This is a genomic window from Microbacterium sp. bgisy207 (assembly GCF_057706855.1).
Window position 1 is genome coordinate 15,509 of sequence record NZ_JBYIPB010000020.1, and the last position, 13,403, is coordinate 28,911.

Annotated in this window: 13 protein-coding genes; 9 read left to right on the plus strand and 4 right to left on the minus strand. The window is 69.4% G+C overall.

Annotation, left to right across the window (positions count from 1 at the left end; all coding sequences use genetic code 11):
- Position 1: 1 nt before the first annotated feature.
- Entirely contained in the window at positions 2-277 is a 276-nt protein-coding gene (locus AC3ENO_RS14440; protein WP_071416685.1) for a helix-turn-helix domain-containing protein, read from the minus strand.
- A 153-nt stretch (positions 278-430) separates the two neighbouring features.
- Between AC3ENO_RS14440 and AC3ENO_RS14445 the strand changes: the two genes are divergently transcribed.
- Genes AC3ENO_RS14445 through AC3ENO_RS14480 form a run of 8 tightly spaced genes read left to right on the plus strand, consistent with a single transcriptional unit; the run spans position 431 to position 9,346 of the window.
- The gene (locus tag AC3ENO_RS14445) at positions 431-1,039 is read left to right on the plus strand and encodes a DUF6668 family protein (protein ID WP_071416684.1); all 609 of its coding nucleotides are present in this window, start codon (positions 431-433) and stop codon (positions 1,037-1,039) included.
- A gap of 11 nt (positions 1,040-1,050) precedes the next feature.
- Complete coding sequence (locus AC3ENO_RS14450; protein ID WP_071416683.1) at positions 1,051-1,353, plus strand: hypothetical protein; 303 nt, start codon at positions 1,051-1,053, stop codon at positions 1,351-1,353.
- Positions 1,354-1,364: 11 nt separating this feature from the next.
- Positions 1,365-2,123, plus strand: a complete 759-nt coding sequence (locus AC3ENO_RS14455) for a DUF8175 domain-containg protein (protein ID WP_434971298.1) — start codon at positions 1,365-1,367, stop codon at positions 2,121-2,123.
- Between the two features lie 3 nt (positions 2,124-2,126).
- Positions 2,127-3,710, plus strand: a complete 1,584-nt coding sequence (locus AC3ENO_RS14460; RefSeq protein WP_434971299.1) for a TrbL/VirB6 family protein — start codon at positions 2,127-2,129, stop codon at positions 3,708-3,710.
- On the plus strand, positions 3,710-5,221 hold the full coding sequence (locus tag AC3ENO_RS14465) for an SCO6880 family protein (protein ID WP_434971300.1): 1,512 nt from the start codon (positions 3,710-3,712) through the stop codon (positions 5,219-5,221). The genes AC3ENO_RS14460 and AC3ENO_RS14465 overlap by 1 nt, the downstream gene beginning before the upstream one ends.
- Positions 5,221-6,849 (plus strand): ATP/GTP-binding protein, encoded by a 1,629-nt coding sequence (locus AC3ENO_RS14470; protein WP_434971301.1) that lies wholly within the window; start codon positions 5,221-5,223, stop codon positions 6,847-6,849. The genes AC3ENO_RS14465 and AC3ENO_RS14470 overlap by 1 nt, the downstream gene beginning before the upstream one ends.
- Positions 6,846-8,633 carry a type IV secretory system conjugative DNA transfer family protein gene (locus AC3ENO_RS14475; RefSeq protein ID WP_434971302.1) on the plus strand — a complete coding sequence of 596 codons (1,788 nt, stop codon included), beginning with the start codon at positions 6,846-6,848 and terminating at the stop codon, positions 8,631-8,633. Before AC3ENO_RS14470 ends, AC3ENO_RS14475 begins: the two co-directional genes overlap by 4 nt.
- Complete coding sequence (locus tag AC3ENO_RS14480) at positions 8,633-9,346, plus strand: DUF4913 domain-containing protein (protein ID WP_434971303.1); 714 nt, start codon at positions 8,633-8,635, stop codon at positions 9,344-9,346. Before AC3ENO_RS14475 ends, AC3ENO_RS14480 begins: the two co-directional genes overlap by 1 nt.
- Before the next feature lie 65 nt (positions 9,347-9,411).
- On the opposite strand, the gene AC3ENO_RS14485 is transcribed toward AC3ENO_RS14480, so the two are convergent.
- Genes AC3ENO_RS14485 through mobC form a run of 3 tightly spaced genes read right to left on the minus strand, consistent with a single transcriptional unit; the run spans position 9,412 to position 12,305 of the window.
- Positions 9,412-10,254, minus strand: coding sequence for a hypothetical protein (locus AC3ENO_RS14485; protein WP_434971304.1), 843 nt, complete (start codon positions 10,252-10,254; stop codon positions 9,412-9,414).
- Between the two features lie 15 nt (positions 10,255-10,269).
- On the minus strand, positions 10,270-12,000 hold the full coding sequence (locus AC3ENO_RS14490) for a relaxase/mobilization nuclease domain-containing protein (RefSeq protein ID WP_434971305.1): 1,731 nt from the start codon (positions 11,998-12,000) through the stop codon (positions 10,270-10,272).
- A complete protein-coding gene (mobC, locus tag AC3ENO_RS14495; RefSeq protein ID WP_248243303.1) occupies positions 11,997-12,305 on the minus strand; it encodes a plasmid mobilization relaxosome protein MobC in 309 nt (102 codons plus the stop codon). Before mobC ends, AC3ENO_RS14490 begins: the two co-directional genes overlap by 4 nt.
- 352 nt (positions 12,306-12,657) lie before the next feature.
- On the opposite strand from mobC, the gene AC3ENO_RS14500 reads away from it, so the two are divergent.
- Entirely contained in the window at positions 12,658-13,029 is a 372-nt protein-coding gene (locus AC3ENO_RS14500; RefSeq protein WP_434971306.1) for a hypothetical protein, read from the plus strand.
- Positions 13,030-13,403: the final 374 nt, after the last annotated feature.

Below are 13,403 nucleotides of genomic sequence, written 5' to 3' on the forward strand. Positions count from 1 at the left end.
GTCAGTCCCCTTCGTGCCGTTCTGAGTTGATGACGACCACCGGGCCGGTGTCGCGAGGGACGTTCGCGCCCCGTCGCAAGGTGTCTTTCAGCTCGTCGCGGATGATGAACCACGTCGAGCCGACCTTGTAACCGGGGATCAGTCCCTCGCGGAGCCACGTGTACACGCTCTTGTTAGAGACTCCGAGTCGTTCTGCTACTTCGGTGGGGCCGAGGGTCGGAGGGCTCTGCTCGAATAGGCGATCGAGCGCGTCACACGCACCGCTATCGCTGCTCACGGTGAGACCTCCTGTTGGCTCCACGGTCCTAGTGTACCGATTAGGGCATGTTTGTATATGTTCGGGTTCATTCGGGTTTACCCTTCCTTGTTTGGGCGCTTGGGCGTAGGATTCCCTTATTAGGGTGAATCTCACTGTACCTAGGGGGGCAACATGAGCGACCCGCTCAACCCGTGGCTTTCTCGGCCGACGACGCCGCCGCCTACCGAGGCGGCTCCGATCGCGGCCGTGCCCGACACGTTCGGCCCGGTGGCTCCGCAGCGAGGAATCCCCGCACCGGATCGCGTCGACCAGCTGCCGATCTACGACCGCAACACCACGGCTGCGCTGTGGTGGGTAGGCGCACACGGCGGCGCGGGAGAGTCCACGCTGGCGGCGCTGATGCCGGGCTCACAGGCGGCGGGCCACTCGTGGCCGCGCACCGCCTCCACCACGCCCGCACGGACGGTTCTCGTCGCCCGCTCAGACGCCCGCGGGTTGCGCGCGGCGCAGGCCGCGATGCGGCAGTGGGCCGCGGGCCTCGTCCCGTCTGTTGAAGTCTTGGGCCTGGTCGTCATGGCTGACGCACCTGGTCGACTGCCTCGCTCGTTGCGCGACCTGATGCAGGTCGTCAGCGGGGGAGTCCCGCGCACCTGGTCGGTGCCGTGGGTCGATGCATGGCGCGTGGGAGAGCCGCCGGCTCTCTCATCTTCTCCGCGCGAAGCTCAGCGTCTCGTCGACGAGCTGACCGCAATCCTCGGTGCCGCCGGCACCTCGAACTGAAAGGCAACAGCATGTCCGTTATCGACGTGTTCCACGCGGCGGCCGACACCGCCGTGAACCTCGCCGGCGTCATTCCTGACCCGGACCCCGTACAGCCTCCGGGCACCGAAGGCGTGACCATCATCCTGTCCTGGCTGAAGTGGATCGGCTACGTCGTCGTCGGCGGCGCGATCATCGTCGGCGGCATCCTCATCGCCGTCAGCTTCCGCCGCGGTGAGGGCCACGATGCTCTGCCGAAGATCCTTTGGCCAATGGCCGGAGCGATCGTGATCGGTGGTGGTGCCGCTCTCGTCGGCATCCTCGCCGGGGCCTGAGAGGAGCCGTCATGGCTGAGGACGACGACACGCAGCAGAACCCGTTCACGCGCCCCGGCTTCATCATCGGGGCGGTCGTGGTGGTCGCGCTCATCGTGGCGGGCATCGTTCTGACGGTTCTCAACCTGAACCGAGACGACGACGACGCCGCGCCGCCTGCTCCCGGCCCGTCGTCCAGTGCCACAAGCAGCGCCGCCCCTTCCCCGGAGCCTTCCGGGGTCGCGGGCGGCGCGAGCGTTTGTGGCCTCGAAGGCGTCGAGCTGTCCGGGACGGTGACGACGGCTCCCGCCGCCGAATGGCAATTCCAGGACGTCTACGCCTTCCCGACCTCTCCCGCGGCGGGGCCGGGGGAGACAGCCCCCGAGGGCTACCCCTACTGCTTCCAGCACTCGCCTGAGGGTGCGCTGTTCGCAGCCGCGAACGTGACGATCATCGGCTTCGGACCCGCTGAGCAGCGACAGGCATTTCTCGAGTACGCCCTCACGGATGGCCCGTACCGTGACACCTTGCTCAGCGCTCAGGGAGCGGCTGCACCGTCCGACGTCCGAGCGTCTATCGCCGGCTTCCGCATGCTCGCGTACGACGGCGAGTCCGCTCGTGTCGACATCGCTTTCCGCGGCAGCAGCAACGGCCAGAGCGTCAACGGCTCTGCCGTGCTCGAACTCGTCTGGGCGGACGGCGACTGGAAGCTCGACGCCTCAAACCCTGAGCCTGCACGCCTCGCTGAGCTGCCGGACCTCTCGGGCTATGTGAGCTGGACGGAGGGGTAGAACATGGCCGCGAGTGAATGCGCGCCGCTCGACTTCGGCTGCAAGGCCGGCGAGTGGGCAAACAGCGTCGTAGGTGATGCCATCCAGAACATGGCGGATGCCGTCATGGAAGCGTTCGGGAAGGCTGTCGCCTCGCTCGGCACGCTCTGGGTGAACGTCGGCACACCGAACCTGACCGGGACGGGCGGAGGCTCGTCGATCGCGGCGGGTGCAACCGCTCCGAACTCGGACGGCATCATTCAGGTGCTCGGCTGGGTCACCTGGATTTCGATCGTGTTCGCGGCTATCTCGATCATCCTCCTCGGCGCTCTCATCGCTACGCGGATGCGCAACGGCGAGGGATTCCAGGCCGCCGGCCGACTCGGGATCGTGCTCGGCGCGATCTTCCTCATCAGCGGCGCAACGGCGCTGGTGACGGGGCTTCTCCCGAACGGCCCACAGGGCGCGGGCGGCACGGTGCTCTTCCTGCAGTCCTCGCTGTGGTGGTACATGGGCGCGGCCGCGGTCGTATCCGTCATCATCGGCGGCGTTCGGATGGCGTGGGAGCAGCGCGCGGAACCGGGCAAAGAGACGATCAAGAGCCTTCTGACTCTGATCGTTGTGGCGGGTGCCGGGGTGACCATCGTCGGACTGCTCGTGTCGGCATTCGACTCGTTCTCCGTATGGATTCTCAACGGGGCGCTGAACTGCGACGTCGGCACGGATACGGCGTGCTTCGGGAACAACATCGCGACCCTGCTCGCCCTGACGACGAACCCGGCAACGGGCGGACTCGGCGCTCTGCTCATCATCATCCTGGGGCTGATCGCGATCCTCGCGACGGCCTTCCAAATCGTGCTGATGATCGCCCGCGGCGGCATGCTCGTCATCCTGACGGGTATCCTCCCGCTGTCCGCGGCGGCCACCAACACCGAAATGGGTAAGAGCTGGTTCAAGAAGAACGTCGGGTGGCTCGTCGCGTTCATCCTCTACAAGCCCGCTGCCGCGATCGTCTACGCCGCGGCCTTCCAGCTTGCCGGGACGAACGTGTTCCAGGACGACGGGACGGGCTTCATCGCGGTTCTCACTGGCCTGATCCTGATGGTGCTCGCGCTGTTCGCGATGCCGGCGCTGATGCGGTTCGTGACTCCGCTGGTCGGTGCCATGTCGGCCGGTGCTGGCGGGGCGCTCGGCGTTGCGGCTCTTGCGGCGCTGCCGACGGGTGCCGCGTCGATGGGTCGCCTGGCGACCGGCTCCGGCGGTGGGTCGTCGGGCGGTTCCGGCTCCATGGGCTCCACCGGTTCGACGGGCTCCACCGGTCCGTCTGGCGCGAACGGTGGCGGTCAGGCCGCGCCACAGGCTGCGCAGGCGTCTAGCGGCGCTGGCGGCGGCACGGGTGCTGCTGCGGCATCGACGGGTGGAGGCGCGGCCGCGGGCGGTGCTGCTGCTGGTGGAGCTGCTGCCGGGGCTGCGAGTGGAGCTGCCGCCGGTCCTTGGGGTGCAGCGGCCGGTGCCGCCATCGGCGCCGTCAAGCAGGCAGGGCAGGCGGCCACGGGTGCCGCTCGCAACATTGGTGACCAAGCGACAGGTGAAGGGAGCGGGAGCTGATGGCGACCGTAGAGACAAGCCGTAGGGGCGTGCGCACCTACGGGAACTGGCGTCAGCCGACCTCGCCGGGCCTCCTCGGGCTCGGCACGGTCGGCACGGGCCTGATGTTCGTGGCGCTGCTGATCGTGATCGTCGTGCTGATGACCACGAATATCCTCAACGCCTTCATCACGGCTGCGGTGTTCGGCGGGCTGATTCTGCTGCTGACCATTCGTGACGGCGATGGGCGTAGCGTGCTCTCGCGCACCGCGAACCGGGTCGCGTGGACGTCGACCAAGCGGCGTCGCGCGAACATCTACCGCTCCGGCCCGCTGGGGCGTTCCGACTGGGGAACGAACCAGCTCCCGGGCCTCGGGGCGCAGACTCAGCTCTCCGAGCACGAGGACTCCTACGCGCGGCCATTCGCGATGATCTACTCACCGCACGCCAAGACGTACTCGATCGTCATCGGCACCGAGCCTGACGGCGCGGCGCTCGTCGACCAGGAGCAAGTCGACCTGTGGGTGGCCGACTGGGGCCACTGGCTGCGCAACCTTGCCGATGAGCCGAACATGGAAGCGGCTTCGGTGACGATTGAGACGGCTCCCGACTCGGGTCGCCGGCTGCGTCGCGAGGTCGAGACGAACACCGACCCGGACGGCCCAGACTTCGCCAAGGCGATGCTGGGCGAGGTCGTGCTGAGCTACCCGGCGGGCTCGTCGACGGTGAAGGCGTACGTCACGCTGACGTTCGCGGCTGCTCCCCGAAAGGGTGCGAAGCCGCGCAAGCCCGACGAAATGGCGCGCGAGCTCGCCGCTCGCCTCCCTGGTCTGACGGCGAGCTTGCAGGCGACGGGTGCCGGCGCTGCGCACCCGCTGTCGGCGCAAGAGTTGTGCGAGACGATCCGGGTCGCCTACGACCCGGCCGCCGCGACGCTCATCGACGACGCGCACGCCGACGGGGAAGTGCCCGATCTGCGGTGGAGCGATGTCGGCCCGACGGCCGCGCAGGCCGGATGGGAAAGCTATCGGCACGACTCGGCCAAGTCGGTCACGTGGGCGATGACGCAGGCTCCCCGCGGGCTCGTGCAGTCGGGCGTGCTCGCCCGGCTCCTCGCGCCGCACCGCGATATTGCGCGCAAGCGCGTGACGCTGCTCTACAAGCCGATCGACCCGGCGCGGGCGGCAACGCTCGTGCAGTCGGACGTGCGAGCTGCGGAGTTCAAGGCCACGTCAACACGCAAGCCTGCGGCCCGCGACACGCTCGCCCTGCGCTCGGCTCAGGCGACCGAATCGGAGGAGGCGTCGGGCGCGGGCCTGGTGAACTTCGGCATCCTCGTCACCGCGACAGTGCTCGACCCGGCCAAGGAAGCCGACGCCCGCGCCGCGGTCGACAACCTCGGCGCGACGGCGCGTCTGCGCTTGCGTCCCGTCTACGGCTCACAGGACAGCGCCTTCGCCGCCGCGCTGCCGCTGGGCCTCGTGCTCACCAAGCACGTTGCCGTCCCTGCGGCGCTCAGGGAGCGTGTGTGATGACCCCGGATCAGATTGCCCTCTCCGTCCTCGGCGGGCTCGTCGTGCTCGTGATCGTCGGTGCGCTGCTGTTCGTGCGCACCGGCCGGAAGAACACGGATGCGGGCTCGTCCACGTCGGCCGGGGCGCTCACCTCTCGCGGGTGGAGCGGCCCCGGCGGCGGCATGTCGAACTTCATCCAACCGCCCGCTGAGTGGCGCGGCACGACCGTTCAGGTGTGCGGCCTGTGGCCGTACTCGATCGGTGCCGGCACTCCGATGGTGGGCGTCCCGCTGGGGCGCCACATTCACACCGGGGCGACGCTGTGCTGCGACCCGATTTCGTGGTTCCAGCGCGCGAAGCTCATCAGCAACCCGTCGCTGTTCGTGCTCGGCAAGCCCGGCCTCGGGAAGTCGACGGCCGTCGCCCGCATGGCGATCGGCCTCGCCGGCTACGGCGTGCAGCCTCTCGTGCTGGGCGATCTGCGCCCCGACTACGTGGAGGTCATTCGCGCGCTCGGCGGTCAGGTCATCACCCTCGGCCGCGGCCGCGGGTATCTGAACGTCCTCGACCCCGGCGAGGCGAAGGAGGCCGCTCAGCGGCTCGTCGACGCCGGATTCGAGAAGGAGGCCGGCGAGGTCTTGGAGGACGCTCACGGCCGCCGCCTGGCTATGGTGTCGTCCCTGCTGACGATCCTCCGCAAGTCCGCGCCGAGCGACGTCGAGGAATCGATCGTCGACCAGGCGCTGCGCTACCTCGACCGCCACTTCGAGGGCATCCCCGTTCTGGGCGATCTGCTGCGCGTCGTGCAGGAGGGGCCGGAGGAGCTGCGCCAGGTGGCCGTCGACCGCGGCGACTTCGCGGAATATCAGCGGATCACGCGCGGGCTGGAAGCGTCGCTAATCAGCCTCTCCCGCGGTGGGCGCTTGGGCGAAATGTTCTCCAAGCACACGACGAACCCGATGCGGCTCGACCGCCCGGTGGTCTACGACATTTCGGCCATCGGTGAGGCTGAGGGCGATCTGCGCGCGGCGACCCTGCTCGCCTGCTGGTCGAACGGCTTCGCCACGGTGAACATCGCGAACGTTCTCGCGGATGCCGAGCTGGAACCGCGCCGGCACTACTTCGTCATCATGGACGAGCTGTGGCGCGCGCTGCGCGCCGGGAACGGCATCGTCGATCGCGTCGACTTCCTCACCCGCCTGAACCGTCAGGTGGGCGTCGGCACGGCGATGATTTCGCACACGATGGCCGACCTGAGCGCCCTCCCGGAGGAGGACCGCTTGAAGGCGAAGGGTTTCGTGGAGCGCGCCGGCATGGTTATGTGCGCCGGTCTGCCGTACACCGAAATGCCGGAGCTGACGACGGTTATCCCGTTCTCGGAGGCCGAGCAAGAGCTACTGACGGGCTGGCAGGACCCGCCCGCGTGGGATGCCGCGTCGGGTCGCGAGGTCGACCCTCCGGGCCGCGGGAAGTTCCTCGTGAAGGTCGGCACTCGGCCGGGTATCCCGGTCGAGGTTCGGCTGACGGAGGCTGAGCGCTCGATCCGCGACACCAATCAGCGGTGGTACGAACAGTCCCGCACCGGCCGCCGCGCGCTGCGTGCGGTGGAGGAGCTGGTCGAGGAGCACGAGGAGAGGGTGTCATGAGCACTCCGAACAACCGCCGCCGCGACCCCGGCGGCTTCGGCGCGGAGACGCTGATGCTCCTCGTGGGCATCGGTGGCGTCGTGGCCGCGATCGTCGTTCTGAACGTGGCGGTGCGCCTCGGCCACCAGCTTGACGGAACCGGCGTCGAGCTGCCCTCCGACCCGTTCGCGTTCACGCTCGGCGTGATCCTCGGTCGGGTGCCGTGGCCGGCATCCGCGACCTGGATCGTCGCGGTGCTCCTGGCGATCGTGCTCGCCCTCCTGGTGCTGGCGATCGTCGGCGTCGTGCGCTACCGGAAGGGCCGTACCCGCGTGGACCGGGCCAGCAGCTACATGGGCCGGGGGAAGGACGTCGAGGGCCTGAGCAAGCGCAACGCGCAGGCGCAGGCGACCCGGCTCGGCGTCACCGGCTCTCTCGGCGTGCCGATCGGCAAGACCCTCGGTCAGATGCCGCTCTACGGCACGTGGGAGGACATGCACATCGACATCTGGGGGCCTCGCACGGGTAAGACGACCTCTCGGGCCGTCCCGGCGATCCTGGACGCTCCTGGGGGCGTTCTCGTGACCTCGAACAAGCGCGACGTCGTCGACGCGACCCGCGACGTGCGCGCGGAGGCCGGCCCGGTCTGGGTGTTCGATCCGCAGGGGATCGCGCTCGAGAACCCTACGTGGTGGTGGAACCCGCTCAGCTACGTCACCGACGAGGTTCGCGCGGCCAAGCTGGCCGATCACTTCGCCTCCGGCTCACGCGATCCGGGAGCCAAGACGGATGCCTATTTCGATCCCGCGGGGCAGGATCTCCTCGCGGGGCTCCTGCTCGCGGCCGCGCTCGACGTGCGGCCGATCACCGACGTCTACACCTGGCTCACCCGCCCGACGGAGGAGGAGCCGATCGACATTCTTCGGCGTCATGGCTACGACCTCACGGCCGACCAGGTGCGCGGGGTCATCACCGCCCCGGAGAAGCAGCGCGGCGGCATCTACGGCACGGCGCAGCAGATGGCGTCGTGCCTCACCAACCGCCAGGTGGCCGCGTGGGTGAACCCGCAGGGCAACCCCGATCTGCGCCCGCAGTTCGACCCGGCCGCGTTCGTGCGCGACGGTGGCACCCTGTACTCGCTCTCCAAGGAGGGTCGCGGGACCGCCGGCCCGCTCGTCACGGCGCTCACGGTCGCCGTGGTGGAGGCCGCGGAGGAGCTGGCCGCCGGCTCTGCCGGTGGCCGCCTGTCGGTGCCCCTGCTCGGGGTGCTCGACGAGGCCGCGAACGTGTGCCGGTGGCGTGAGCTGCCGAACCTCTACAGCCACTACGGTTCGCGCGGAATCGTGCTGATGACCATCCTGCAGTCGTGGTCGCAGGGCGTCGACGTGTGGGGCGAGTCGGGGATGCGCAAGCTGTGGAGCGCCTCGAACGTCAAGGTCTACGGCGGCGGCGTCTCCGAAGATGCGTTCCTGGAAAGCCTGTCGAAGCTGATCGGTGACTACGACCGTCAGGCGTCGTCGGTGTCCTCCGGCCGCGGTGGCCGCAGCGTGAATCAGCAGCTTCACCGTGAGCGCATCCTGGACGTGGCCGACCTCGCCGCGATGCCGAAGGGTCGCGCCGTGGTGCTCTCCTCCGGGAACCGGCCGACGCTCATCCGCACGCAGCCGTGGATGACCGGCCCGCACGCGGAGAAGGTCAAGGCGTCGATCGCAGCTCACGACCCGCAGGCGTCTCGGACGATCATCGAGGCGCAGGAGTCGGTGCGTGAGGTAGCGATCGCGAACAGCGAGAAGGGCGCGGCCTGATGAGCGACGACTGGGGCGACGAGGAGCCGGGCATCGAGGCGCAGCCGTTCGAGCTGGACGAGCGCGACGAGCCCGGCGCGGAGCTGCCCGAACGGGAGCCCGGCCGGCTGTTCGGTGTCGACATTGCCGACGTCGCGAACGCTCTCGCCGCCCCGGCGATTCGCGCCGTGGCGCAGAAGGCCATCACGGGCGCGGTGAAAGACGCTGTGCAGGCCGAAGTCGACGAGGCCCTGGACCCCTCGGTGATCGAGGAGCTGCAAGCGCAGGCGGCCACGGCCGCCCGCCGCGCTGTCACCGCGGCGATGGATGCGCTCGACGAGGAGCCGGCCGACGAGGAGCCAACGCTGTACTACGGCTCGGTCGACGAGTTCGTGCGCGAGTACCTGGTGAAGAACTACCGTCGCCGCGTCGACGGCCAGCGCACCGTGTGGGCGGCCGACTGGTGGAACTACCCGGAGGCGACGATCCGTCTCGACGCGCTGTGGCGGGCCTGGGAGCACCTTCGCCTGGACCCGACAACGGGCATGAGCGTTTGGTATCGCGACCACGCCGAGCACCACATGAGCGTGCTGCTCGACCCGTCCGGGCCGTTCGCCGCTGCCGGCGAGGGGCGGAACCGCGAGAACGTCAACGAGAAGGGCGCAGAGCTGCCGTACACGGCCCCGCCGGAGGGTTTGTACCCTGACCTGCGCGAGCCTCCTTCGGGCGTCTGAGCGCGACAAGTAGAGAGGGACCGGCCCAGTGGGTCGGTCCCTCTCTCGTGCGCTCAGAATGTCGCTCAGCGACCAATCTCGGTGCGCTGCACCTTGGGCGATCGCGACCGGTTCGGCCGCGCCTTCGCGCTCTGTGTCTGCTGGGCCTTCACCGCGGCGGTGGCGGGCTTGCTCTGGCTGACGTCGGCCGCCATCTTGGCGCTGACGGCCTCCTTGCCGACGCCGCGCTGTTCGAGCTTGTCGGCGTCGCGCTCTCGGCGCTCTGCGGAGTCGTACAGCGGCTCGGCCTTCTCGCGGGTCGCGTCGGCGCGGTTCTGCTCGCGCTCGGCCTGCACCTGGGCCTGCTCCCGCTCGCCCTCGTCGGGAGCGACCTCGGCGCTCGTCCGGGCCGCTTCGGCCGCGCGGTCTGCCTCGTCGGCCTGCCGGGAGAGTGCGACCGCCTCGGCCTGCTCGGTCGCGCTGCGCTGCCGCTCGGTGTCCGACTGCCGGCGTAGCTGCTCGGCCTCGACGGCCGCCTGGACGGCCGCGGGATCGGCGCCGGTGTTGTTCACGTCGACGCCGTAGCGGGTGCGGAGCTCGTCGCGGATGCGACCCTCCGCACGAACGGCTTCGGGCTCTTCCGATCCCCACGCGCGCGCCGTGGTGAGCGCGCCGCCGATCTGCTCCGGTGTGGCTCGGTCCCACCAGTCGGAGCGGTAGACGCTTCCCAGCTCGACGCGAGCTGCGCGCTTCTCTGCCTCGAACCGTGACAACAGCTCGCGAGCTTGCTGCTCGCTCTGCGCCTGCGCTCGTCGAGCTGCGTCCTCGCGGCCGCGTGCGAGAGCTTCACCGATCCGGCCCGCCGCGGTGACGGCGATGCGGAGCTGCCCGTCGAATGCCTCCTCGATGCCGTCGCTTTCATCGGCCATGATCTGACTCCTTCCTCATCGCTCCGGGCCGCGATCTGCGCCCGGCTTCGTCGTGGTGCGCGGCCGCGCGGGGTCCACCTGTGGGGGGACCGGCGAGCTGGTGGTCTTGCTGCGGTTCTCCTCCGCGCGCTGCATCTTGTCGAGCGCTTCCTGCACGGATGCGTCGACGATCGCGGAGCGGTCGACCTTCGGTGCGGTCGCCGTGGTGGTCGACGTCGACGCGGCCGCGGGGGTCGCTTCGAGCTGGCGGCGGACGTTCATCACGCGCTCACGCACGGCGGTGGCGACGTTCGCTGCCTGGCGCGCCTCTCCCGCCGCTTTGGCGGCGTCGTAGACGGCCTGGGAGAGGTTCATAAGCTGGCGCAGGAGTGCGAGCTGCGCGGCCGTCCCCTGGCCGCCTCGCGCGACGCTGGCGAGGAGCATGGTCGCGCCCGACATGGCGACCCGGCCGGCGCGCTGCGGCTTCACCGGACGACGGTAGGTCTGCGCCGACTTCGCCAGTGCGTCGGATGCCTCGGCCAGGTCGCCGGGCGTCTCCTCGACGGCATTCGACCATGCCGCGAACGCGCCCGCGGTCTGCCGTGCGACGGTCGACCAGGTGTCGCGGTCGTCGAGCGGGACGGCGCGCAGTTGCTCGCGGAGCTGCGCGACTTCCTCGGTGTGCCGCTGCCACAGCTCGGGGTCTGGTTCGCGCATCTCGCGACCCGGCGCGACGGGCCGGCGGCCGCGCTTCGCTGCCTGCCACTCGGCCGCCGCGTCGCTCGCTCCCGCGGCGGTGTCGGGCCATCCTTCGCGGAGCCTGGGCAGGGTGAGGTCGCGGCCCATCTGGCCGCCGCCGTACCAGATCGGACGTTCGCCATTGGCGGGCCGGCTTGCTACTGAGTACCCGGTGATGACGTCCGTGGTGCCTTCGGCAAACCGCGGCCGCACGAGGGCGCCGGAGCGGCGTAGCCGGCGCACGAACTCGGCTTCGTTCTCGCTCGCGCCGGCCGCTGCTCGCACGTTGCGCGCGAGGTCGTTGCGCGGTGCGTTCAGTCGCACCTCAGCCGTGATGCGTGCCTGTCGTTCCTTCGGGTCGAGACGGTGCCATTCGGGCTGCTCTCCCCCGACCCGCGCCGCGTGCTGTTCGTACTTGCGCTGCGCCATGAGCGCCGATCGCTCCTCGACGCGCGCCTGCTCCGCGGGGCTGTAGCCGCGCGTCGCGCGTTCACCCTTCGTCGACTCCAACTGCTCCAGGCCGTACTTCACTTCGAGGGCGCGTGCGGCGTTCTGCGCGCGCTGGTAGTCCAGGTGCGTCGACGCTTTCGTGCCGTCCTCGCGGACCAGGTTCACGGCGATGTGCACGTGATCGTTCCCCGCCTGCGAGAGGCCGTGACGGATCGCGACCCAACGGCACGGGGCCTTGGCTCCGTCGTTGTCGTCGAACCCCATCGCGGACACAAAGTCTTGCGCGATCGCGGCCCACTCCTGATCGCTGCGAATGCCCTCCTCGCCCCGCAGCGACAGTGAGGCGTGCCACACATGGCCGCCCTTCACGTCGACGCCCATCGCGGTGCGCGGCCGGTCCAGGTGCCGCGCGATCGCCTTCGCGTTCTCGCCGCTCAACTCGGCATCGTCGTACCACGCCATCAGCGCGTGATCGCCGGCCACCAGGTGCGGCTCCGTGTGCTCGTTGTGGCGACCGCCACCCACGAGGTACGACACCAGGCCGGCCATCCGATCGCCGCGCGTGACGTTCGGCATCATGACAAGCTCAGCTCGTCCACGGCCGCGTCAATGCGCTCCGCGACACGTCGCACCGCGGCGAGCGTGGCGTCTGTCTCTGCTTGCCGCTGACCGGTCGCGTTGGTGGCCTTCGCGATCTGGTTGACGTTGTTTGACACGGCGGCCAACAGCCGGTGTAGCTCGAACAGCTTCCCGATCGCGTTGCGCCGCTCGGTGACCGTCTCGCCCGTCTCGGATGCGAGCGTCGTCTCGACCAGCAGCCGCGGGATGGTCACCCGCTGAGCGAGTGCAAGGCGCAGCAGCCGGCCCTCCTCCTCGGCCGTCACCTTCACTTCGTGCTTGTGCTGCCGTCCTCCGGGGGCATTCGCACGCCGACGCCGCTCTGTTCGGGGCTCGGTTGCCGTCTCGTCGGACATGCGATCCCCTCCCTTCGGCCCAGCGCAGCGACCCCGACCCGTGCGGGGACCACACGACAAGTGTGCCGCACCCGTCGACGGCTGTCGAGGGGTCAAGCCCACTTAGCCCTGCTAAGTGTTTAGCTTGCTCCGTTCCTCCGTTCGGAACACCAATCAGGATGGCTCACGTCGACAGACGGGAGTGGCCGCGGCTTCGCCGTGGCCATCTGTGAGCGGAACGATCAACATCGACCTACGCCGTGCCTGTCCGTAGCATGAGGCCATGGCTACTCAACTGACACCGCAAGAAGCAATTGAGCGCGCTCGACGGCTGCAAGAGGATCGCCTAACGGCCGTGCAGACGGTCGCTGAGGCACGTCAGGCCGTGACCGATGTGCGCGAGGAGACGGCGCGCGAGCTTGCCGAACTGCAGGCGCGGATCGCGGATCGCGTCAGCGCCGCAGAGCGCAACGACGTGCGCGCGTGGAACGCTGCGCTCAGCGCCGGCTGGTCCGCCGACGAGCTGCGCAAGATCGGGTTCTCCGAGCCTCACAAGAAGGCGCGGACGCGGCGTCGATCGACGCGCAAGACATCGGCCAGCACGACGCCGACCGCGGCTATCGAGTCGCATTCGGAGACGTCTCACGAGGGTTGATCCTCGGCACCATCGAGGCCCCACCTTCCGCCTTGCGGGGTGGGGCGTTTGTGTTCCCCGCGTTGCGGGGTTGCACTCCGCTACGAGCCCGTCAAGGGCGCTGCGCGTCCCTTCGGGAGAGCCCTGCGGGCTCCCCTTGACCGCCTCTCCACTCCGTGCAAGGCGGCAAGTGTTCCGACGAAAGCCGGCAGCTCGGCGTACCGCCGAACTGCCTACTTTCATCGGACACACAACAAGGAGAACGCAATGCAACCTCGCGCGAATCGAGTCTTGGCCGTGCGCGTCGCACGACGCATCTTGACGGTCCTGGACGCTCGTGGGAGGTCACCCGAATGGCTAGCTCAGGTCACAGGCATCACGCCGCGAAAGCTTGA

Coding starts and splice junctions, on each gene's coding strand:
- AC3ENO_RS14450 (WP_071416683.1), top strand. CDS start 1,051: ATGTCCGTTATCGACGTGTTCCACGCGGCGGCCGACACCGCCGTGAAC.
- AC3ENO_RS14465 (WP_434971300.1), top strand. CDS start 3,710: ATGGCGACCGTAGAGACAAGCCGTAGGGGCGTGCGCACCTACGGGAAC.
- AC3ENO_RS14455 (WP_434971298.1), top strand. CDS start 1,365: ATGGCTGAGGACGACGACACGCAGCAGAACCCGTTCACGCGCCCCGGC.
- AC3ENO_RS14500 (WP_434971306.1), top strand. CDS start 12,658: ATGGCTACTCAACTGACACCGCAAGAAGCAATTGAGCGCGCTCGACGG.
- AC3ENO_RS14475 (WP_434971302.1), top strand. CDS start 6,846: ATGAGCACTCCGAACAACCGCCGCCGCGACCCCGGCGGCTTCGGCGCG.
- AC3ENO_RS14485 (WP_434971304.1), bottom strand. CDS start 10,254: ATGGCCGATGAAAGCGACGGCATCGAGGAGGCATTCGACGGGCAGCTC.
- AC3ENO_RS14470 (WP_434971301.1), top strand. CDS start 5,221: ATGACCCCGGATCAGATTGCCCTCTCCGTCCTCGGCGGGCTCGTCGTG.
- AC3ENO_RS14445 (WP_071416684.1), top strand. CDS start 431: ATGAGCGACCCGCTCAACCCGTGGCTTTCTCGGCCGACGACGCCGCCG.
- AC3ENO_RS14460 (WP_434971299.1), top strand. CDS start 2,127: ATGGCCGCGAGTGAATGCGCGCCGCTCGACTTCGGCTGCAAGGCCGGC.
- AC3ENO_RS14480 (WP_434971303.1), top strand. CDS start 8,633: ATGAGCGACGACTGGGGCGACGAGGAGCCGGGCATCGAGGCGCAGCCG.
- AC3ENO_RS14490 (WP_434971305.1), bottom strand. CDS start 12,000: ATGATGCCGAACGTCACGCGCGGCGATCGGATGGCCGGCCTGGTGTCG.